21 protein-coding genes are annotated in these 22,463 nt (G+C 40.5%); 3 read left to right on the top strand and 18 right to left on the bottom strand.

Features of this window, described 5'->3' with window-relative positions:
- Positions 1-28: 28 nt before the first annotated feature.
- The 12 genes from murD to IMZ31_RS07995 form a co-directional block, all read right to left on the bottom strand.
- Complete coding sequence (gene murD / locus IMZ31_RS08050; protein WP_371825489.1) at positions 29-1,387, bottom strand: UDP-N-acetylmuramoyl-L-alanine--D-glutamate ligase; 1,359 nt, start codon at positions 1,385-1,387, stop codon at positions 29-31.
- A complete protein-coding gene (mraY, locus tag IMZ31_RS08045) occupies positions 1,375-2,361 on the bottom strand; it encodes a phospho-N-acetylmuramoyl-pentapeptide-transferase (protein WP_207530013.1) in 987 nt (328 codons plus the stop codon). Before mraY ends, murD begins: the two co-directional genes overlap by 13 nt.
- A gap of 42 nt (positions 2,362-2,403) precedes the next feature.
- Positions 2,404-3,765, bottom strand: coding sequence for a UDP-N-acetylmuramoyl-tripeptide--D-alanyl-D-alanine ligase (gene murF / locus IMZ31_RS08040; RefSeq protein ID WP_036778443.1), 1,362 nt, complete (start codon positions 3,763-3,765; stop codon positions 2,404-2,406).
- Positions 3,766-3,782: 17 nt separating this feature from the next.
- Positions 3,783-5,249: a UDP-N-acetylmuramoyl-L-alanyl-D-glutamate--2,6-diaminopimelate ligase gene (locus IMZ31_RS08035; RefSeq protein WP_207530012.1), complete on the bottom strand. Its 1,467-nt coding sequence runs from the start codon at positions 5,247-5,249 to the stop codon at positions 3,783-3,785.
- A 70-nt stretch (positions 5,250-5,319) separates the two neighbouring features.
- Entirely contained in the window at positions 5,320-7,278 is a 1,959-nt protein-coding gene (locus tag IMZ31_RS08030; protein WP_207530011.1) for a stage V sporulation protein D, read from the bottom strand.
- Between the two features lie 84 nt (positions 7,279-7,362).
- Complete coding sequence (locus IMZ31_RS08025) at positions 7,363-9,630, bottom strand: penicillin-binding protein (protein WP_207530010.1); 2,268 nt, start codon at positions 9,628-9,630, stop codon at positions 7,363-7,365.
- Positions 9,631-9,645: 15 nt separating this feature from the next.
- The gene (ftsL, locus tag IMZ31_RS08020; protein WP_036778431.1) at positions 9,646-10,026 is read right to left on the bottom strand and encodes a cell division protein FtsL; all 381 of its coding nucleotides are present in this window, start codon (positions 10,024-10,026) and stop codon (positions 9,646-9,648) included.
- On the bottom strand, positions 10,023-10,982 hold the full coding sequence (rsmH, locus tag IMZ31_RS08015) for a 16S rRNA (cytosine(1402)-N(4))-methyltransferase RsmH (protein WP_188654849.1): 960 nt from the start codon (positions 10,980-10,982) through the stop codon (positions 10,023-10,025). The genes ftsL and rsmH overlap by 4 nt, the downstream gene beginning before the upstream one ends.
- Positions 10,983-11,028: 46 nt before the next feature.
- Entirely contained in the window at positions 11,029-11,460 is a 432-nt protein-coding gene (mraZ, locus tag IMZ31_RS08010) for a division/cell wall cluster transcriptional repressor MraZ (protein WP_207530009.1), read from the bottom strand.
- Between the two features lie 181 nt (positions 11,461-11,641).
- Entirely contained in the window at positions 11,642-13,267 is a 1,626-nt protein-coding gene (bshC, locus tag IMZ31_RS08005; protein ID WP_207530008.1) for a bacillithiol biosynthesis cysteine-adding enzyme BshC, read from the bottom strand.
- Between the two features lie 84 nt (positions 13,268-13,351).
- A complete protein-coding gene (locus tag IMZ31_RS08000; RefSeq protein WP_242705678.1) occupies positions 13,352-13,735 on the bottom strand; it encodes a DUF3397 domain-containing protein in 384 nt (127 codons plus the stop codon).
- Positions 13,732-14,622 (bottom strand): ketopantoate reductase family protein, encoded by an 891-nt coding sequence (locus IMZ31_RS07995; protein WP_207530007.1) that lies wholly within the window; start codon positions 14,620-14,622, stop codon positions 13,732-13,734. The genes IMZ31_RS08000 and IMZ31_RS07995 overlap by 4 nt, the downstream gene beginning before the upstream one ends.
- Before the next feature lie 335 nt (positions 14,623-14,957).
- Here IMZ31_RS07995 and IMZ31_RS07990 point away from each other — a divergent pair, with 335 nt between their 5' ends.
- A complete protein-coding gene (locus IMZ31_RS07990; protein WP_207530343.1) occupies positions 14,958-15,440 on the top strand; it encodes an N-acetyltransferase in 483 nt (160 codons plus the stop codon).
- A gap of 29 nt (positions 15,441-15,469) precedes the next feature.
- Here the strand turns inward: IMZ31_RS07990 and IMZ31_RS07985 are convergent, their stop codons facing one another.
- From IMZ31_RS07985 to IMZ31_RS07970, 4 genes are all read right to left on the bottom strand, one after another.
- A complete protein-coding gene (locus tag IMZ31_RS07985) occupies positions 15,470-15,949 on the bottom strand; it encodes an RsfA family transcriptional regulator (protein WP_207530006.1) in 480 nt (159 codons plus the stop codon).
- A gap of 1,017 nt (positions 15,950-16,966) precedes the next feature.
- A complete protein-coding gene (locus tag IMZ31_RS07980; RefSeq protein WP_207530005.1) occupies positions 16,967-17,728 on the bottom strand; it encodes an enoyl-CoA hydratase/isomerase family protein in 762 nt (253 codons plus the stop codon).
- A gap of 180 nt (positions 17,729-17,908) precedes the next feature.
- The gene (gene rpmF / locus IMZ31_RS07975) at positions 17,909-18,082 is read right to left on the bottom strand and encodes a 50S ribosomal protein L32 (RefSeq protein ID WP_188654864.1); all 174 of its coding nucleotides are present in this window, start codon (positions 18,080-18,082) and stop codon (positions 17,909-17,911) included.
- A gap of 48 nt (positions 18,083-18,130) precedes the next feature.
- The gene (locus IMZ31_RS07970) at positions 18,131-18,643 is read right to left on the bottom strand and encodes a YceD family protein (RefSeq protein WP_036780823.1); all 513 of its coding nucleotides are present in this window, start codon (positions 18,641-18,643) and stop codon (positions 18,131-18,133) included.
- A 258-nt stretch (positions 18,644-18,901) separates the two neighbouring features.
- Here IMZ31_RS07970 and IMZ31_RS07965 point away from each other — a divergent pair, with 258 nt between their 5' ends.
- Together IMZ31_RS07965 and IMZ31_RS07960 are read left to right on the top strand one after the other, a co-directional pair.
- Positions 18,902-20,119 (top strand): nucleotidyltransferase, encoded by a 1,218-nt coding sequence (locus IMZ31_RS07965; protein WP_207530004.1) that lies wholly within the window; start codon positions 18,902-18,904, stop codon positions 20,117-20,119.
- A gap of 47 nt (positions 20,120-20,166) precedes the next feature.
- Entirely contained in the window at positions 20,167-20,541 is a 375-nt protein-coding gene (locus IMZ31_RS07960; RefSeq protein WP_207530003.1) for a hypothetical protein, read from the top strand.
- Between the two features lie 105 nt (positions 20,542-20,646).
- Here IMZ31_RS07960 and IMZ31_RS07955 read toward each other — a convergent pair whose 3' ends face one another.
- Complete coding sequence (locus tag IMZ31_RS07955; protein ID WP_207530002.1) at positions 20,647-21,675, bottom strand: SepM family pheromone-processing serine protease; 1,029 nt, start codon at positions 21,673-21,675, stop codon at positions 20,647-20,649.
- Positions 21,662-22,459 carry a patatin-like phospholipase family protein gene (locus IMZ31_RS07950; RefSeq protein ID WP_207530001.1) on the bottom strand — a complete coding sequence of 266 codons (798 nt, stop codon included), beginning with the start codon at positions 22,457-22,459 and terminating at the stop codon, positions 21,662-21,664. Before IMZ31_RS07950 ends, IMZ31_RS07955 begins: the two co-directional genes overlap by 14 nt.
- Between the last annotated feature and the right edge of the window lie 4 nt (positions 22,460-22,463).

Genomic DNA, 22,463 nt, shown 5'->3' with positions numbered 1-22,463 from the left:
CCATATGAAATATAGTAAGACAAGCCCCCTACTCTAATGTATGCACGGCTTTTACAAACATGTTTCCTCTTTCTTCAAAAGTTTTATATTGATCCCAGCTTGCACATGCCGGAGAAAGAAGAATAACATCTTGTTCAGCAGAGATACGATAAGCTTCTTCAGCTGCTTGCTTAACATTATCGACCATAAGTATAGTCTCTATTCCATTTTTAGTTCCAAATTCACGAAGCTTTTCACCTGTTTCCCCAAACACTACCATTGCCTTGACGTGCTTCATTAAAGGGGCTAACTCTTCAAAGGATTGCCCTCGATCTAATCCACCAGCAAGCCAAATGGTTGGCTCAGAAAAGGCATTAAGCGCTTTTTGAGCAGCTAACATATTCGTTGCTTTTGAATCATTAAAGAACCGGCGACCTTTGACATCTTTCACATATTGAAGTCTATGCTCCACTCCTGTGAATGTAGTTAAAACCTTACGAACCCCTTCAATTGTGGCTCCTGCTAATAGGGACGCAGCGATCGCCGCCATCGTATTTTCCAGGTTGTGTTCGCCCTCTAATAGAATATCATCCTGTTTCATAATGAATGTATCCTTATAGAAAATAGAGGTACCATCTGTCCATACCCCTTCAGGTTGTTTAGAAAGAAGGGAAAACGGAATGGTTTGAGCTTGTGTTTTTTGCACAAGTGCACGCACTTCTATGTGATCTGCATTATAAACCGCATAATCTTGAGGGGTCTGATTAGTAACGATTTTTGCTTTTGATTGCCCATAATGTTCCATCGTTTTATGGTAATCCAAATGCGCTTCATACAGATTTAAAAAGACAGATACATTTGGCTTGAACGTTTCAGTTCCAAGTAATTGAAATGAAGACAATTCCATAACCATTGTTTCTTCAGGGATTGTATTTTGAGCAACTTCACAAGATACTTTTCCGATATTCCCTGCAAGAGCGACAGGTTTTTTGCTTCTTTTTAGCATTTCATACACAAGTGTCGTAGTCGTTGTCTTTCCATTAGAACCTGTTATAGCAACAATCGGGCCTTCATGAAGCATATAGGCCAATTCAACCTCAGTTACCACTGGAATCCCTCGTTCTGTCGCAGCTTCAACTATAGGGTTCGTATAAGGTATGCCGGGATTCTTCACAACATAATCTACGTCTTCTAACACACTTAGAGGATGTCCTCCTGTAATAACCTCAATCCCTTCATGATGAAGAGATTGAGCTTGAGGATTTTCGGGGAATGGTTTCTGATCATTAACCCTAACCGATACCCCACTACTGTTAAGAAGTTTAGCGGCAGCTTCCCCAGATTTAGCAAGCCCGAGCACGAGCACTTGATTATAAGGAAATGATGTTAACTTATTCAATTGATCCACACCTCAATATAGACGCCTAGAGCGGCAAATAGTAAACCTACAAGCCAAAACGTTGTTACAACGCGCCATTCTGACCAGCCCATAAGTTCATAATGGTGGTGAAGCGGACTCATTTTGAAGACACGTTTACCAGTTGTCTTGAAAGAAATAACTTGAATAATAACGGATAATGTTTCGAGAACGAATACGCCCCCAATAATGACAAGTAAGATCTCTAACTTTGTTAAAATCGCAATGGCTCCAATAGCACCACCTAATGCCAGGGAACCGGTATCACCCATAAAGACTTTCGCAGGATGGGCATTGAATACAAGAAATCCTAACAAAGAACCAACAATGGCAAGTGTGAATACAGCGATCTCAAACTGAGGAACACCGTGCCAAGCTAAGATTCCAAATGCTCCAAATGCAATTGCAGCCGTACCAGCTAACAAACCATCGAGGCCATCTGTTAAATTAACAGCATTCGATGAGCCTACAAGCATAATTACGATTAGAAGGGCATATCCCCATCCAAGATCAACTTGAAAGTCTGTACCTGGAATTCCGATATAAGTTGGAAAATCATGACGTCTTAAAATAATATAAAAAACAGCTGCAATAAATAATTGACCTACCATTTTTTGTTTGGATGTTAACCCAAGGTTACGTTTCATGGCTACCTTAATAAAGTCATCCAGAAATCCTAGAAGACCATAACCAATTAAAACAAATAACAATAAAAATACTTCAAAGTTCATTGGATCTGGGTTGAACTTCGATGTCATCACCAGCGTAGTAATAGAAACAGCAACAAGGATCATTAAACCACCCATCGTAGGTGTTCCTGATTTTTTCTGGTGAGATTTCGGACCTTCATCTCGAATAGATTGACCAAATTTCAAACGACGTAAGAATGGTATAAATATAGGTGAGATGAGGACGGTAATTAAAAAGGCTATTGCCATAGTGATTAATAGTACTTGTTCGTTCATTGTGCTCCTCCTTTAGATCTGTAAACCGTCCGCTTAAATCTTTTAATCTGTAAATTCTTCTACAAAACTTTCAAAAGCCATTAAGCGAGAAGCTTTTAATAATACAATTGTATCTTGCTGCAACATGGGTTGAACGACTGCAGAAACATCCTCTTTGGTTGAATAAGAATAGACATCCAGATCTTCATGGTGTTTCTTTACTTCCTCTGCAATCACAGCTGATTCATCCCCTACTGTTATAAGAACATCAATGGATGAATCGATTGATGGAGCCACAGAACGATGCATTTCTTCACTTTGAGCCCCTAATTCAAATATATCGCCTAAAATAAGAATCTTGCGCGAATATTGATTTAAATCTTTAATTACCTCAATGGATGCACGCATTGAAGTCGGGGAAGCATTATAGGCATCATTAACAATATGTGCTCCATTCTTCCCTTCTATTAGTTCAAAACGCATCCCTGTTAAAGTCATTTCGTTCAAACCTTGTTGAATGTCAGAAGGGTCCATCCCTAATGCTTTTCCGATTACAATTGCAAAACTGGCATTTTTTACATTGTGCTTCCCTAACAAATGAATCGAGTAAGATTCCCCATCATTTATTGTGAATGTTGTAGTAGATCCGCTCATTTGAATGTTTGATAAGAAACATTCATTCTTTTGATCAAACCCACACGAAACGACACCTTCTCTTGTGTGAAGAGGTGCCAACAATGGTTCATCTCCATCTAACAAGAGTGTGCCCCCATCACGAAGACCTGCAAGTATTTCCGATTTCGCTTGAGCAATTCCCTCTCTAGACCCTAAAAACTCAATGTGAGATTCTCCTATGTTTGTGATGACTGCAAAATCCGGCTCGGCGATAAAGGAAAGGTTCTCAATTTCCCCAAAGTGATTCATACCCATCTCTAATACAAGCACTTCAGTTGAAGCCGGCATAGCAAGGATCGTTAGTGGTAGCCCTATATGATTATTGAAATTCCCATCTGTCTTGTGAGTTTTGAATGATGGAGCTAAAACAGCATCAACAAAATCTTTCGTTGTTGTCTTTCCATTTGAGCCCGTTACCCCGATAACTTTTGGGTTAACTTCTTTTCTGTATACATGGGCTAATTGCTGTAAGCCTATAATTGTATCATCCACAAAAAACAAAGGAAAATCGTTTGGGACATAGGACGGAACATCTATTTTCTCATCCCACAACGCAGCAACGGCCCCTCCTTCAATGGCATCTTTTAAAAACTCATGGCCATCAAAGCGGTCTCCTCGTATTGGAACAAACAAACCTTTATCTGTTTTTTTACGCGTATCGGTAAATACATTTTTTATTTCGATTGATTCAGAGGCAACCCCTCTAGCAGAGGGGAAGTGACGATGAATCCATTCTGTTGTCATCTTCATTAGTAATAATAACTCCTTTATTGTTTGGCCTTAATACACTCAGCCGCTACTTCACGGTCGTCAAAATGATGAGTAACCCCATTTACTTCCTGATATGGTTCGTGACCTTTACCAGCTATTAAAATGACATCTCCGGCACTTGCCTTATCCACGGCGAATTGAATGGCTTCTCTCCGGTTAACAATCGTTGTATGACTATTCTCTTTCACTCCACTTTCCATATCTCGAAGAATGGATTCTGGGTCTTCACTTCTAGGATTATCAGAAGTGAAAATCGCTTCTGTTGCATACTTAACGGCTACTTGGGCCATTAGTGGTCGCTTCGTCTTGTCTCTGTCTCCCCCACAACCTACAACAACGTAGATCTTTTCTTTAGCAAAGGATTGAATGGTTTCCAACACATTCTCTAAAGAATCAGGAGTATGTGCATAATCTACAATAACCCCATATTCTTGACCAGCTAGCACAGGCTCAAAGCGTCCGCTCACACCTTTAGTTGCTGATAACGCTTCTTGAATGGTGTTCAGTTCTACTCCAGATACCCATGCTGCACTTGCAGCCGCTAACATATTATATACGCTGAACTTCCCGATTAAAGGACTATGAATCTCTTTCTCTCCAGTGGGAGTGCAAAGGGTAAAGGTGGTGCCACTCGCAGATAGGTTTACGTTTTTCGCTGTTACATCTGCTTCTTGGTTGATGCTATATGTAAGAACTTCTTGAGAAGTACTTTTACAAAACGCTTCATAATATGGATCGTCTTTATTCACTACTCCAAATTTTGGTTTATTAGAATCATAACCATTTCCAAGTTGAGCAAAAAGAAGTGACTTGGCACGCAAGTAATCATCCATATCTTTGTGATAGTCCAGATGATCCTGACTTAAATTGGTGAATACAGCAATATCGAAATCCGCCCCATGAACTCTCCCTAAATCAAGCGCGTGAGAAGATACCTCCATAACAGCAGTATCCACACCTTCATTCGCCATTTCTCCAAAATGCTTCTGTAAAAACAACGAATCAGGTGTAGTGTTTTTCACTTCGTATTCCTTGTCACCAATTTTCATTTGGATTGTACCGATCAAGCCGGTCTTCTTATTTTGATGTTTAAATATAGATTCTACTAAATAAGATGTAGACGTCTTACCGTTGGTACCTGTAATCCCAATTAATCTGAATTGTTGTGTAGGATTTTGATAATAACTGTTTGCTAATTTAGCCATTGCTTTTGATGTATCACTTACAAGGATGACCGGTACGGACACATCTAAAGGGCGCTCTGCTACAATTACAGCAGCACCATTCTCCTCCGCTTGTTTAGCAAAATCATGCCCATCTACTGTAAAACCATTTATACAAATAAATAAATGACCAGGGTCAACAAGTCTTGAATCCATTTCTATTCCAGTGACCGTTACATTGTTGATGTCCTTTGTAGTTTGATAGACGCTTAATGTCTGTAGTAATTGACTTAACTTCATGTAAGGACTCCTTACTATTAGATTTTCAACGTATATTATAGCAGACAAGACCCTGGTTCGCGATTGTTCTTTAGTGAGAATGATCAGATTGACCTTCTTGAGGAGCCTCCTCTGCTAAAAATAGTCGAATTTTAGAACCCTCTTCTACCTTAGTTCCTGCTTTTGGAGCTTGATCTACGATATAATTACCCGTTCCGCTCGTTTCAATAGAGAGGTTCACCATATATTGAGTTAATTCCTTCTTTTCAAGTCCAATTAAATCCGGAATCTCAACTAGAGGCTGATCTGGCCATTGGACTTCTTTCTCTAAACCATCCGTCCTAGGTTCCACCCCCATGGCACGAAGGCTGTCACCCATAATGTTTCCAACAATAGGAGCAGCTACTACACCACCAAATTGCACTGTGTTCTTCGGATTATCGATAGCTAAATATACCACAAGTTCCGGGTCATCAGCAGGTGCAAATCCTATAAATGAAACAATATGATTGTCTGTCATATATTTTCCATCTGGGCCTACTTTTTGAGCTGTCCCTGTTTTACCTCCGACCCTGTACCCTTCTACATAAGCCCCTTTTCCTGTTCCAAGCGCCACAACACTCTCAAGAGCCTCTCTTACTTTAGCTGATGTATCTTCAGATATAACACGTTTTTTCAAAGTTGGTTCTGCTTGATCAACAGCCTCACCGGTGATTGGGTTAATCCATTCTTTAGCGATGTATGGTTCATATAAATACCCACCATTTACTGCTGCAGCTACAGCTGTTACTTGTTGGATCGGTGTTACAGAAACCCCTTGGCCAAAAGCAGTCGTTGCTAACTCTACAGGTCCTACTCGCTCTTCTTTGAACAAGATCCCATTCCCTTCACCTTGAAGATCAATGCCTGTTTTCGTGCCAAATCCGAAATCTTTAATATAGCTAAATAAACGTTCTTTACCTAGTTCCTGACCTAACGTTACAAACCCTGGGTTACAAGAGTTCTGGACAACTTCTAAATAGCTCTGACTTCCATGCCCTCCCCTTTTCCAACAACGAAGCCTCGCTCCATCTACTTCAATAGAGCCACTGTCATGAAAATGATCCTCTTCCAGATCTACAAGGCCCTCTTCTAAAGAAGACGCAAGCGTGATGATTTTAAAGGTAGACCCTGGTTCATAAGAACTCCATATCGGAAGGTTACGGTTGTACACTTCTTGAGGTACATTTTGATAGTCTTCCGGATCAAACGTAGGTCGACTAGACATCGCTAGTATCTCTCCAGTATCTGGATTCATAGCAATCGCAATTGCCCCATCAGGATTATATTTGGCTTCTGCGTTATCAAGCTCCCGTTCAATAATCGTTTGTACTCGATCATCAATGGTAAGCTTTAAGTTATACCCGTCTTTTGGTGGTTCGTAAACATCAGCTATATTAGGAAGACGTCCCCCTTTGGCATCAGAGTAGAAAGAAAGCTGACCTTCTTCTCCTTTCAGCTGCTCGTCATAATACAATTCAAGCCCCATTAATCCTTGGTTATCAATGCCGCTAAAACCCAGTACATGGGAAAGATACTCCCCTTTTGGATAATGACGCTTAAAATCTTCTGCAATGTAGACACCATCTAAATTCAATGCACGTATAGCATCTGCTTGCTCTTCAGAGATTTTACGACCTTCCGGATGTAATCGTTCAATCATACTCACTTTTGTTACGTGTTGGTATGCCTTATCTATAGGCATATCCAGCACTTTGGCTAGTTTTTCTGCTGTCTTTTGAGGCTCTTTAATTTGTCTTGGAACAACCATAACAGATGGAGCCGAAACGTTTTCTGCTAAAACGACCCCGTTCCGATCTAAAATATCTCCTCTTTCAGGTTCAAAAGGAATATCTCGGCTCCATAAATTTTTTGCCTTGTCCATTAATTGGTCTCCCATGACAAATTGCACATACCCTAAGCGGGTTATAATAATAGCTAGTACAACTCCTGCCAAAAGAAAGACAGTGACCAATCGTTTTCGTAACGTCACATTGGATACTCGTTTCATGGTACATCTCCTTTACGTCCATGGTATGCTTGTATCCATTTTATGAGTTCAGAAAATCGATTAGAACACTGTCTTTGTCACCGTTTATTGTTCCTCATCTGAAGTATTTTCTTCATCCTTTGCTTCTTCTGAGGATCCTTGTTCTTCTTTTTGCTGCATTGATCGCTCTGTTTGTTCCTCGAGCGACTTGTCAGAAGGTTCTTCATTCGGACCAGTTAGTTCCACAACGAGATACCCTCCTTCTTGTATGGAAGCCCCCGGAGTAACACTTTGCTTCCGAACAAAACCATTTCCAATTGAATCCACACTAACGTCCATTACATCTCCAAAGGTAAGCACATCTCGAAGCGCCCAACCTGACATGTCAGGCATTTTAGTTGAATCTGATGTAACTAAGAAAATCTTCTCATTGGATATGACCTTCGTTCCTCCATGTGGGAACATCTCTTTCACTTCACTTCCATCTCCTAGTACTACAGGGGTCAATCCATCCTTTGTTAGTGCTTGTTTTGCTTTGTCGATAGAGTCTCCTGTGTAATCCTTAAGAGACTTCGATTCTACAGAAAGCTCTTCTTTATTTTCAGTAGGTTTGATGTTCATATAGTGCAGACTATTTTCCATCACTGTTTTGAAAATATAAGAACTTGGTTCAGCTTCATATTCAGTTGCTTCAAGGTCTGGTTGTTTCACTGATACATACATCATAAGCTCAGGATCTTCCTTAGGGGCCATGCCAAGGAAAGATAAATAATAGTTCCCGTGACCACCTAAATATCCTCCACTTTCAGGATTTGGTATCTGAGCTGTACCAGTCTTACCTGCAACTGAGTAATTAGCAAGATTATAGAAGTTCACCCCTGTACCGTGTTCACCTGTTACTACATTCCCCATCAATTCCCGCATCTTTTTAGCAGTATCTTCACTGATCGGTTCTCCGGCTACTTTAGGCTCCTTCTTCTCTAAAACATCCCCTGATGAAGGGTCTGTTACTTGGGAGACCACGTAAGGTTGCATCATTTTCCCATTATTAGCTACAGAAGTGGCAGCTTTCATTTGTTGAATTGGCGTAAATGTTGATCCTTGTCCAAATGCCGTTGTAATGACTTCGCTGTCCCATTTGTATACAATCTGTCCTGCTTGCTCTCCAGGAAGGTCAATCCCTGTCTTTTGGTCAAGGCCGAACGCTTGTAAATAGTCCATATACGTTTCAGGACCCATCTGTTCCCAAACTAATTTGGCAGCAGCTACGTTTGAGGATCGTTCAAAGCCTTCATCATAATCGATGATCCCCCACCCATCACGTTTGTGGTCACTAATATAATTGCCAGCCTCATTGTACACATATCTACCTGACTTATACGTATCAGATCCGTTATACACACCTTCTTCCATAGCCGCAGCGTATGTGAAGATCTTCATTGTAGAACCAGGTTCATATGGAGAGGCAATAACATCGTTGTACCAATTGCCAATATCTTGTCTTTCATTTGGGTTAAAGCTTGGCCTGTTCCCCATTGCCAATACTTCCCCTGTCTTAGGATCCATAACTATGGCTGTTATTTTCTTAGGACTATATTCCTTCACAACGTGATTCATTGCATCTTCAAGGAATGTCTGGATTTTTTGATCGATCGTCAGCGTGACATTAGCACCGTCTTCTGGTTTCTCAAAAACTTCTTCAGGGTTTAGTAGTTTCATATTATATTTGTCTCGCTTGTAAGAAATGGATCCGTTTGTCTCGGATAAATAATCATCCATCTGTTCTTCAATTCCCATCATGCCATTGATCTCTTCACTATCTCCTTGGTTTTGTGCGAAGCCAAGTACGTGTGATGCGAACATGCCATTAGGGTAGTACCGCTTCGCCTGTTGCTTAAAGCGTATACCTGGCAGGTCCAATCCCTCTATCTTCTCACGGGTTTCCTGAGATAGATAACGTCCGTTTGCTCCAAATTCAACTTGGAAAGGATCTTCTTTCGTTAGCCGCTCATATACATAAGACTCTTCTAAACCTAAAATAGGAGCCAGTTGTTCAGCCGTTTTTTCCGGGTTCTCAACATGTAATGGCTCCTTTGAATCTTTTGAATATTCTTCATCAATAATGGCATATACACTATAAGTCGGACGGTCGTAAGCGAGCGTCATTCCATTACGATCAATAATCTTCCCTCGATCAGCCTCGATTGTATAGGAACTCGTTCGCTTTTGATCAGCCCAATCTTGTAGCGATACCCCTTCAATTTCACCTGTCGCCTGAATATAAGCGAAACGGCCGAATATAATCATGAAGACCAACATAAATCCAAGCATGTAGAGCTTCGCCATTCGGTGAGTTGTTCGATTTTTCTTCATAAATCCCTCGTCCCCTTATTCGTTACCGGAAACTGATTTAGCTTGTTTAACTTTTGATTGACGGATTTCAAGACCGTTTTCCTTCGCGATCTCCATGATACGCTCAGGGTTTGATAATTCTTTAATTTTGTATTGAAGATTTTCATTCTCAAGCTGCTGTTTGTTTATGTCTGTGTCCAAATGTTGAACATCACGATTAATTTGATCAATCGATGATGAATAAGAAACCACGACTACACTAAAAAGGATCGCTAGACTGCTTACTACTGTGTATAAGAATTTTTCACCAGGTGTAATCCATCTCTTTTTATGTACCTGGACTTTAACCTGCTTTTGACTCTGGCTTTGCTCTGTTGTTTCATGTTGGTGCAATTGTTTCGCTTTTTCTGCACTCATTCATTATTCCACCCTTCCCATGGACGTATTTTCTTAGCAACTCTTAATTTCGCAGATCGAGCTCTTCGGTTTTCTTCTAATTCTTCTTCACTTGGAATGATTGGCTTTCGGTTCACTAATTCAAACGGAGGCTTTTGGTCCTCAGGAATAATTGGAATGCTTTTAGGTAGCGGTGGATTACTACTCCACTCTTTAAACGTTTGTTTACATATACGATCTTCTAAAGAGTGGAAGGTAATAACAGCTATTCTGCCTTCCATTGCTACCATTTCAGCCGCTTGTTTTAAAGCGTCTTCAAAAGCTCCTAACTCATCATTTACAGCAATGCGCACTGCCTGAAAAATCCGCTTTGCTGGATGACCACCTTTCCTTCTGGCCGGAGCTGGAATCGCCTCTTTAATAATGTCCACTAGCTGTGTAGTAGTTTCAATTGGCGCTTCCTCACGTTTCTTCTCAATACCTCGGGCAATTTGTTTGGAGAATTTCTCTTCTCCATACTTAAAGAAAATTCGGACAAGGTCATTATAATCCCACTCGTTAATGACTTCATAAGCGCTAAGTGGCTGTTCCCTGTTCATCCGCATATCTAAACGTGCATCCTGATGATAACTAAATCCTCGCTCATCTTCGTCAAGCTGCGGAGAAGATACCCCTAAGTCAAAAACAATGCCATCTACTTCTTCAATTCCAAGGTCCAAAAGAGATTGTTTCAATTCCCTGAAATTCGCATGTACAAAAGTAATTCGGTCTTCGTAGGGAGCTAAACGTTCTTTTGCAGCGCTCAAGGCTACCTCATCCTGATCAAAAGCAATAAGCCGACCTTCTTCACTTAATTGAGATGCTATACGCTCACTATGTCCCCCACCACCGAGTGTACAATCGACATAAATACCATTCGGTTCTACATTTAATCCAGTGACGGTTTCTTCCTTCAATACTGTAATATGGTCAAACATACTTTCATTCCTTTTTTGTTAGATTCTCTTGTTGTTATATTATTTGCTAAATATCAAAATCCATCATGTTCTCGGCGATTTCCGCAAAAGAATCTTCAGATTCCTCAAAATACGTCTCCCAATCTTCTTTAGCCCAAAACTCAACTCGATTAGAAACGCCAATAACTATACATTCTTTTTCCAGTGCTGCATACGTCCTCAAAGGGGCAGGAATATTAATTCTTCCTTGCTTGTCTACTTCACACTCAACTGCACCTGAAAAGAAAAATCGAGTAAACGCTCTAGCATCTTTCTTTGTTAGTGGGAGCTTCTTTAACTTCTCTTCGATGACGTTCCACTCGGAAAGCGGGTATGCGAATACGCATTTATCAAGGCCTCGTGTAATGACAAACTTCTCTCCTAAGTCTTCACGAAACTTAGAAGGCACGATAATTCGGCCTTTTGCATCTATATTGTGCTGATATTCTCCCATAAACATATAGATAGCCCCACTTTCTCACACAAGCGTACCACATCCCACCACTTTCCTCCACTTTAACTTAAATATTCTTTGGGAACAAAAAAAATCCTGCCTTTTTGGGCAGGAATTTTTTATAATTTAATTATTTTGTGAAAAGTCTTTGTGAATTTTAATACGAAAAGGTGAACACTTTACGTTCCTACATAAAGATGACGTGGTGAGCTTTCTTCCAATCATATTGCACACTCAAGAGTTGCTTTGGAAGATCAGGTCCATAATCATTCACAAAAGGAAGTATATTCCACACCCTCTCTTGCAATCCACCTTCTGGGTGTAAACGTAAATCAATTTGATCAAACACTTCTAACTCTCTACTGTGCTTTTCTTCTAGCCCTTGAGCCATTCGCTCTTGAAGAAACTCCACGTCTCTAAACAAATGGAATAAATTCTTCTCCGCTAATTGACCAATATCATCTCTAATTTCATGAGCTTTTTCTTTCAAAGGACGATGCGCTCTTTCAATCGCCCGTTTCACTTCATCTGCCAACTCTTCAACAGGAGGATAGCTTTGCATTGCAATCCATTTACTTTTATCTTCAGTGACCCCTTCATTTACAGCTTTTTCTACATCAATCAAGTGACGACGAAGCCATTTTTCATTTTTTCGATCCAGCAGTGTCAAGGATAAACGAGGCATCACCGGAGGCATTTGTATATCAAGTGATTCAAACACTGACTTAAGCGCTGACCAATATCCAACCTCTCCGGGACCTGCGATAAAGGAAAGAGAAGGAAGTACAAGGTCTTGCATAAGAGGACGTGTGACTACGTTATTGCTAAGAAGATGAGGCTCAGTTTCAGCAATATGCATAAGCTCTTCTTCACTCAAACAACATTCACCTTTCTTACCTCGCCAATACCCTTCTTCGTCCTTCATTAATAGCGTTCGTTCCCCGTTCCATTTATAGAATAGATGACCGTCATCAACTTCCGCCTCAAGGTTAACGGAGTAGCCTTGCTGTGCTGTCTGATGTAGCGATCGCACAACGCCTTCACTGATTTCAAACTGCTTCTTTATCATTTCTTGGAAATAGCTACTCTCAAGACGTCGGAGGTCTTCATCCTGGGCGTCAATTAGAACAAGTCCTTCCTCACTGAAGAAGTAATGTGTAATTCGTGCAAAAAGATCAACAAACGTTGTCGATTCTTTTATCTCGCTCCTGAATAGATCATAGATACGATTCGTGTATTCACTCTCATGTAAACCCGCAAATAAACGATCAAGCCATGATTGTATGGCTTCTTCATCCAGTTCCATTTCTGATATGGCTTCTTTTTTCAATTGTTTTTGAAGAATTTTATGTTTTTTCATTCGCGGGGATTGCGGCATGTATATGTGGTTGATCTCATCAAAATCATGATCCTCACCCGCAATCCAGAAAACAGGGAGTACAGGACGGCCAAGGGCGTTTTCTTGTTCTTTAGCCATAATAATAATCGATATCATCTTATGAATCGTGTACAACGGACCAGTAAGTAAACCCGCTTGTTGGCCACCAACCACAACGACACTTTCAGGGTTTCTTAAGCGTTCAATATTTGTAAATGTTGCTTCGCCTGCTCCCCATTTTTTATTAACCACCTGAAGATGATTAGCCAACTCTTCCCTTTGGAATGTGCGACTATCAAGTTCTTGCACGCGTTTTTCATATTCTTCTTGTATATATGGGTTATAATGAAATTTATTTAATAGCTCCTGCTCCTGAGCACGATAATGTTGGATGAATTTATTCTGTGATGGTAATGCAATTGGTTGGATCCGCATGGATAACCTTCTCCTTTTTCAGTATGATCTATGTATTCCCCTCGTATTGTATCGAAAAGATGAAGGGATTTCACTCAAAAGGCATCACAAAGTCATAAGTCGATAGGCTAGTCCGTAAATCGTTAGACTTATGTGCAAACTTACAAAGAGCAAAAAGCTAAAACGCCAAAATCCTTTAAATGCCTTCTTAAATACAATCTCTTCTTTAACTTTCCATTGGAGAAAAACAAAAAGACTCAGTAATAGTATGAGCAAAATGAAAACATAGCTAATAAAGGATCGCTCAAAAAGAACAAATAACGCTGCCGGTACAGCTAAAACATAAATCAAAGTCATACTATTCACCGTTACATGCAATGACTTCTTCTTATTCTTCACCGTTTTTCTCACAATCATATAAACAATTATTGTAAGCGGTATCGGTAGTGTAATAAAAACAGCTGCCAAGTATGCCACTATTTGATTCACTCATATCCCCTCCTATTCATTTGTTGCATGGCTTGTACTCCTTCATAAACAAATGTGGTATAAGGGAGTTCGTAATTAGCCCTTTTTAACAAATAACCTGAAATCCCTTCAATTTCTGTTCTTCTACCATTCTTAATATCTTCGAGCATAGAAGAGTGATTATCTTTTGTTTGCAGCGCAACCTTCTTAACTCTGTCCAAGTGATACTCAACACCAGCCTTGCCAAGTACATTGCACGCCTCTTCACATAATTTTTTTGCAATGCGGAACAGGTTGGGATTACTCACAACCTCTCCATTAACAACCATAAAAATAGACGTTAACGGATTAATAACAGCATTAATGACTAACTTATCTGACATTACTTCAAACCAATCATTTTCTAATTTATATGGAAAGTGACTTGAGTCTAGCTCTTCTTTATAAATAATTAGATCTTCTTTCTTCATAGTTATACTCGCTATTCGAGTAATACCTACTCCAGTATGAGCTACAGTCCGATCACTCAACTTCCTTGCTCCATGCTCTATAACTCCAATAGCCGTTGGATTTACCATTTCATTTATGTCTTCAATATGTCCCATCCCATTTTGCAGGAACAAAAGAGGGGCAACGATTTCATTTGTCTTCACTACCTCCACAATCTTTTTTACATGAGTTTGCTTAGTAGCAACAATGATTAAATCGAAGGAACCACGTAAATCCATAACATTTTTTACATGAATATCATACACCATGGATTCACCCTCTAGCTGAATGCCTTTATTACGGATGAGTTCCATTTGTTGCTCCCTCCTCACAAAGAGGGTTACTTCATGTCCAGCTTCCTGTGTTCTGATGGCATAAAGCAAACCAATTGCCCCTGCCCCAACTACTGCCACTTTCATTACTCCACCTACTTACGTTCATCTATTCTTATCTTTATACAATAAGAGGTTAAATTCCTCCTATATGCCCATTTTAGCAAAAATTTTAATGATGTAGTCCTTAGAAAATAGCTTACTTCTCATGTAGGCCAAATGAGATGATACATTTTATTATGATTGTGCAAGATTAGGCCGTAAAAGGAAGGAAGTCTTTAACAATGGAATAAAACTCGTAGCGAAAAATCACACCATACCAAAAACATTAACTCTTAAAAGAACAACAATCATTTTATTCAGAAAATTTTTATATTATAATAGAGAAGAGCAATTAAGGTTTTAAGGGGGATTTTATAATGATGGATACCATACAAGTTCAAAAACTAGTGGTTAATTTTAAAACGTTAGAAGAATTTAAGCGATTTAAAGAATACGGAAATCAAGAACTCTCTATGCTAGAAGACCTGCAAAGTAACATAATCGAAAATGACAGCGTTTCACCATTTTACGGCGTTTATTATGGAAACGCTTTAGTAGCTCGAATGAGTCTCTATCAAGTTTCTTCTCGATACGATGACTACTTTGAGCCTCCTCAAGATTACTTGGAACTTTGGAAGCTTGAAGTCTTACCCGATTACCGAAGTAAAGGGTATGGGAAGAAACTTGTAGACTTCGCGAAAAGTTTCCAACTACCAATTAAAACAAATCCTCGTATTAACTCTCACGGTTTCTGGGAGAAGATGGGGTTTCAAAAAGCAAAATATGATATGGAGCGAGATTTAGGCGAAAATCCTTTAATTTGGACCCCTACAGGAGTATCAGAGAAGACACCTTCATCATAATAAAGAAAAAAGGCTGATCACTATGGTGATCAGCCTTTTTCTTTCGGTATTTGCACCCACTGCCAAAGTTTCCCCATTTCTTCCCATGCTTGATGATATCGTTTTACCTGATCTTTTAATTTCTGATTTTCTTCGTAGAGCTTAGAAACATCTTGGTGTGAAGATTCAGACTTATTTCCAGAAACATTTTGTCTCATCGTTTCTAAAAAAGAGATCGCATCATCTATGGAGAAAGTGGAGGTGATAGAATCCTCCGCAAAAGCTACCTCTTCCTTTTCTGCCCCGCCTCTTTTTCTTTCTTCTTTCGCCAATTGAATCCCTTTTGCATATCGTTTACGAACAGTAGCATTCCAACGAAACCCACAAGCAGCCGAAGTGCGAGAGAGTTTCTTTGCCACCTCCTCAAACGCCTCCAACTGCGTTTTCCCAAGCCGTATATAACGGAGAACCGTTTCAGCTAGTAAAACATCCTCATCCTGTGTCCAAGCATCCTGCCTCGTAGCATTCATTCTATCCCTCCTATCACGTGTAATAAAAATGTATGCAACTAATAGGAGAGATAGACTAGGGAATTAAGAAAAGCACAGGCGGGGTGGTCAAGGGCGTACGGATAAGCAAGATGGCGGAAGTGACGTTAGTCACTGCAGTCAGCTTGCTTATCTCGCTAGCCCTTCCCCGCCGGAGCTAGACAACATGAAAAACACAAGAGCAATCAAGAGATATCAGAGGAAGTTCAGCTAAAACCGTCACGTCCTGTGACAACGCTGAACTGACCCACATCCTGTGGGCCCGCATAAGCAAGCTGACGAAAGTACGCGCAGCGTACTGCAGTCAGCTTGCTTATGACGCTAGGGTCTAGGAGCCGGAGCTAGACATCAAAGAAAAGCGCAGGCGGGGTGACCAGGGCCGTACGGATAAGACAGCTTTTCGGAAGAGGCGATAGCCTCTGTAGAAAAGATGACTTATCTCGCTAGGCCCTCCCCGCCGGAGCTAGACATTAAGAAAAGCGCAGGCGGGGTGGTCAAGGGCGTACGGATAAGCAAGATGGCGGAAGTGACGTTAGTCACTGCAGGCAGCTTGCTTATCTCGCTAGCCCTTCCCCGCCGGAGCTAGACATTAAGAAAAGCGCAGGCGGGGTGGTCAAGGGCGTACGGATAAGCAAGATGGCGGAAGTGACGTTAGTCACTGCAGGCAGCTCGCTTATCTCGCTAGCCCTTCCCCGCCGGAGATAGACATTAAGAAAAGCGCAGGCGGGGTGGTCAAGGGCGTACGGATAAGCAAGATGGCGGAAGTGACGTTAGTCACTGCAGGCAGCTTGCTTATCTCGCTAGCCCTTCCCCGCCGGAGCTAGACAACATGAAAAGCCCAAGCGGGGTGACCAGGGTCGTACAGAAAAGATAACTGATCTCACTGTAACAAATAAGACTGTTGCACACATTGGCGCAACAGTCCTTTATAGGTCATCTTAGAGATAAATGATTTGTTTTTCATATTAACAAAAATTCAAACGAGACCAGAAATATGGATCAGGACTTTTGATAACCCTGAACCGCTTCTTGGTGTAGTTCATTTCCCCAGAGATTCGAGCAACGTCTTACCTCATCATCCATATCAGCTGAAAGGGATATAGGGATTTGTTGCTTCACATACTGTTGCTTGAAATGTTTCACTTGATCGATATTCTTACTTAAGAACGGTTGAAGAATATTGTCAATGTCTTCTGCTATTGTCTCTTCGCGAATTGTACCTTGTAGCCATCCTGTGTGAATCGCCTCTTCTGTATCATAAACGCGGGACTGTACAAGCATTTCATAAGCCTTTAAAGGTTGAATTCTTTGATAAAGTAACGCACCGCCACCCCAACCAGGCGAAATCCCTAAATTCCCTTGTACAAAACCGATTGTGGAGTCCTCAGCAGCATACCTAAAATCACAGGCAGTGGCTAATTCACAACCTCCCCCTCGCGCATGCCCATTTAATAAAGCAATAGTAGGCACCGGAAAGCGAGACAGTTCATAAAGCACCTCTTTCATAGGATAAAGGGCACTAAAAGCTTCTTGAGAAGACAAACCCGCATGAAAGTCATTGAGGTCTCCTCCTGCGCAAAAGGCTTGATCACCTGCTCCAGTAATGACTAATGCTTTTATATCAAGATCTCGCGCCTCCCTTAAAAGCCTTTGAAGCTCCTCAATCATTTCTGAAGAAAGGGCATTACGTCGCTCAGGGCGGTGAAGAGTTATCATACCATAACCTTGCTCATATAAATCCCACTTCACATATTCACTCATGTTGTTCCCTCTTTTCTATTCTTTCTACTTTTATTTTACCAAACTATTTAAGTAAGTGTGGACTTTACTAGCACATATCTCATTTAAAAAGCTAAACTAACTCTAATTGACTCTACATAAATACCATTATAGGGCACAAAAAAAGAGCGTCTCTATGAGACACTCTCCTTTCAGAACGGTTTATTGTTCAACAACTTGTTTACCATTGTACTGTCCGCAAGATTTGCAAACATGGTGTTGTTTAGTGTATTCACCGCAGTTTTGGCATTCTACCATTCCTGGTACGTGAAGTTTCTTGTGAGTACGACGTTGGTTTTTAACCTTTTTTGAAGTTCTACGCTTTGGTACTGCCATGTGTTACACCTCCTTCATGCACGATCCAGATTGTATGTGATGGATCTCTTACTCTTTGTTATCATCTAAAAATTGTTGAAGCTTTGCAAGGCGAGGATCCACCTTTTCTTCTTGCTTCTCCTCTGTGACCAACTGCCAGCCATGCCCCTCAGAAAGAGCATCCTCTAGCACCTCGTCATCAGCGAACACTTGCAAAGGAACTTCCAATATTACATTTTCCTTGATATAAGGCGTTAAGTCAAGAACTTCTCCAGCAATTTCATGGATCTCATCTTCACCTTCTTGGTGATAAGGAGATAGCGAGAAGACTTCTACCGCATCAAAGGAAAACGGATACTTCACATCCGCTAATGTACGAGCACATGGGAGCGTCATCGTACCAGAGACAGAGAAACGAAACGTAACCGTATCTCCATTACGAGTAGCTTCACCCTTTACGTGTACATCAGGTATGGATCGGATGTCATTAGGCATTTCTTCTAGTTCAGAAATGTCAACGTGATCATCAAACGTTACCGGTTCTAGATCAGCTGCTTTTAATTTTTGTAAAGCAAATTTCATTCTAATCACCTCAAGGCAACAAGAGTTATTTTAAAAGGAAATAGACAATTTGTCAACATTTTTTCTTTACAGCAATATCGCCTTTTATCATTTCGCTTTTATAGTCTTCTCACTATGCCACATCTTAACCCGCGACGCAAGTAAGACCATACAAATTGCCTCCTTTATATTGATTTCGCTTCCCTATTTCGTTAGTTTATAATCATAGTAACTCCAAGCACCTGAACGGAAAATATCTGATGAAAGAGGTTTAACGCAATGAAATCGTGTGGACTTATTGTTGAGTATAATCCTTTCCACTTCGGTCACCAATATCATCTTAAGCAGTCTAAAGAAGCATCTGGTGCTGATTGCATGATTGCAGTAATGAGTGGAAATTTCCTTCAAAGAGGAGAGCCAGCTATCATAGACAAGTGGCATCGAACTCAAATTGCCTTATCTCAAGGGGTCGATATCGTTTTAGAACTCCCCTACGTTTTTGCAGTACAAAATAGCGATTTATTTGCAAAAGGTGCTGTATTCACTCTTCATGAAATCGGTATAGACAACATTTGCTTTGGAAGCGAACAAGGTGATATCACTCCTTTTACAAAGGCATATGATCAATTAAATAAGCAACAGGAGTATTATAAAGAATCTCTCCACCATTTTTTAGACCAGGGTTATTCATTTCCAGAGGCTAGCCGACATGCATACAAAGCAATTGGTTTGTCAGAGGATTCCATTGACTTAACTCAGCCAAATAATATACTAGGCTTTGGTTACACGAAAACGATTCTTGATTACAAATTACCGATTAACCCTATAACGATACAACGTTCAAAAAGCGGTTATCATGATGAAACGATCACCCATAAAATTGCGAGCGCAACGAGTATACGGAAGTCCATTCTCAAGCAACAAGAGATGACTCAAGAAGCTGAAGGAGCTCTGCCACCTTCTTCAATAAACATATTAAAAGAATATGAGCATAAAGCAAATGGATGGCATTACTGGGATCGGTATTTCCCGTTACTACACTATAAACTAACCACCCTTTCACCAGAAGAGATCAGAACATTTCACGGTGTTGAAGAAGGACTTGAATATCGATTAAAGCATACAATAAAAGAAGCCACTACATTTGAAGAGTGGATGAATTTACTTAAGACGAAACGCTATACATGGACGCGACTTCAACGGACGATCACTCATATTCTTACAAACACAAAAAAAGATGAAATTCTTCCACTACATGAACTTGATCAAGTGCCATACGTACGTTTATTAGGAATGTCAGAGACGGGTCGTACGTATATTAAGGAACAAAAGAAAAAAATGAACGTACCTATCCTGACAAATATGCAGTCAGGAGAACATGAATTTGTTACAATAGAGGAGCGTTCTGTGGACGCCTATTTGTCTTGTTTGCCAATGGACCAAAAAAAATCCTTACGAAAAAGAGAGATAGGACCACCTGTAATGCCACATTTGTGAAACTTTTCTAATAGACATATCGTCTAAAAATTAAAGGGGGAATGAGGTTGCGCAATCTGTTACGATGGTTCAGCATTACATTCCTTGCGCTGTTCATTTTTGTAGGTTCTATTGGATTCGCATTTAAAGACACCTTATTTCAAGAGGGTAATCCAATCCCCGTGATCAGCGGCATCGTACAGCTTAAATTTGGCGACAAACCTTATGTGCAGATTGATACTGAATCAGAGACCTATATTACACCACACACCCCTGTGGAGGGCGATTATTACTACATCGTCAAGACCTTTATGGGAGAGAGAGGGTTTGCTTTCCTAGAACAAAAAGGAACGGATCTAATTTTCTCTAAAGGAGAAAACAAGACAATCGTGGAAACACGGATGTATACTTCTGATTACTACATTTTTTCAATCGGCCAGTAGCGCCACGACATAGCGAAGAAAGCTGGACCTCAGATATTGGCCTTTAAACAAAGTTAAAAAGGGCTCCAAATTGTATTCTGTACAATTTGGAGCCCTTTCTAGCCTTTATTCTTCTGTTTTAGGATCTAAGTCCTTTAAATATTGCAACGCTTCCTCAAAGGTGTCTACAGGCACAATTTTCATGTCTGTCCCAATATCTTCAGCAGTCTTTTTAGCAACCTCGTAGTTAGAACCCTCTTTTCCACCTTCATTTGGAGCGAAAAAGATTTCAATCCCTTCTTCGTCAGAAGCTACGACTTTTTTATCAATTCCACCAATACGCCCTACTTTACCTTCATATGATATTTCTCCTGTACCAGCCACTTGATAACCTTTTGTAATGTCGCTTTCTGTTAATTGATCATAAATTTCTAATGAAAACATAAGTCCCGCACTAGGCCCTCCAATTTCTCCACTCTTGAAGTTTACTGGAGGATCTACTTTAACACTGCGATCGGTCACAAGCCCGATCCCCATAATAGCTCGTTCCTCTTCAGGATGTTTTTGTAACGATACTGTTTTTGTCATTCTCTTATCTTTTCGTTCAAACGTTACTTCTACGCTATCCCCTACTTTAAGTGGCGCTATTAAATCAATAAGTTCTTCTGACTTTTTAATCTCTTTACCGTTAACTTCTATAATACGATCCCCAATTTGAAGCTTCCCTTCTGCCGGCATATCTTGACCTACGCTCATAACGTAAACACCATCATAATTAATCGTAATATCTTTACCCGCAGCTTGATAAGCAACAACTTGGGCAGCTTCCTGAGACGATTCCATAACCTGAAGTTGTGCATGGTGATACTCATTTTGACTAACTCCTTCAGGTAGGATATCTTCAATGTCATAGATTTCATGGTAAGGAAGAATTTTAGCAATTACATAACGAATCGGCGTTGCAGGCCCACCGCTAACGGTAACGAGGTGCATTTCTCCATCACTGTTGAATCCATCTTGAACTTGTACTACTGGATTTAAGTCATCAGCCGATCCAGGCTGATAAATGTAATACGGCAAGCGGTACTGAGCCAAGAAAAAGGCAAGTACCACTACTACCGCAAATACTATAAAATACCTTTTATTCTGCTTCATGGTCGGGCTCCTTCCAATTCTCTATATACGTTCGAATCGCCGCAATGTGGCGATTCGCTTCTTTCTCTCCCTCATTTACGATCTCGACTGTATCCGTAAAGGCCCTAGAACTAAACTTCTTCACATCCGGTTTCAACATAAAATCAGCATCAAGATCAATTTGGCTGAGCAATTCATCTTGCATGATCTCTATACTTTGAATAATTACGTCATAGATGGATTGAACATCATTACTGCCATCAAAGTGTGCACAATCAACTCCAATTACAATGTCAGCGCCCATCTCTCTTGCTACAGAAACCGGAACCCGGTCAACAACCCCTCCGTCAATCAATAAACGGTCTCTAATCTTTACAGGAACAAAAATGCCAGGGATGGAGATGCTTGCTCTAACAGCATCTGCTGTATTGCCTTCTTTAAAAATAACTTTCTCACCCGTATGTAAATCCGTTGCAATGACGGAGAACGGGATATCTAAATCCTCAATATTCTTTCTGTACGTAAATAAGCTTATGTACTCTTTAATACGCTTACCTTGAATGAAACCCATTTTTGGAACGGTAAAATCTAAATAATACTTACGCTTGAACGTTTTAGCTAATTTATATAGCTGTTCCATATCCTGCCCAGCACAATACAAAGATCCAACGAGTGCTCCCATGCTACTTCCCGCAATTAGATCAACTGGTATACCCGCATCCTTTAGCGCCTTTAATACACCTAGATGGGCAAACCCTCTCGCACCTCCAGAACCTAAGGCCAATCCAATAACAGGTCTCTTCACCCTA

Source organism: Pontibacillus sp. ALD_SL1, assembly GCF_017355605.1.
This window is presented reverse-complemented; position numbering and strand designations above follow the sequence as displayed.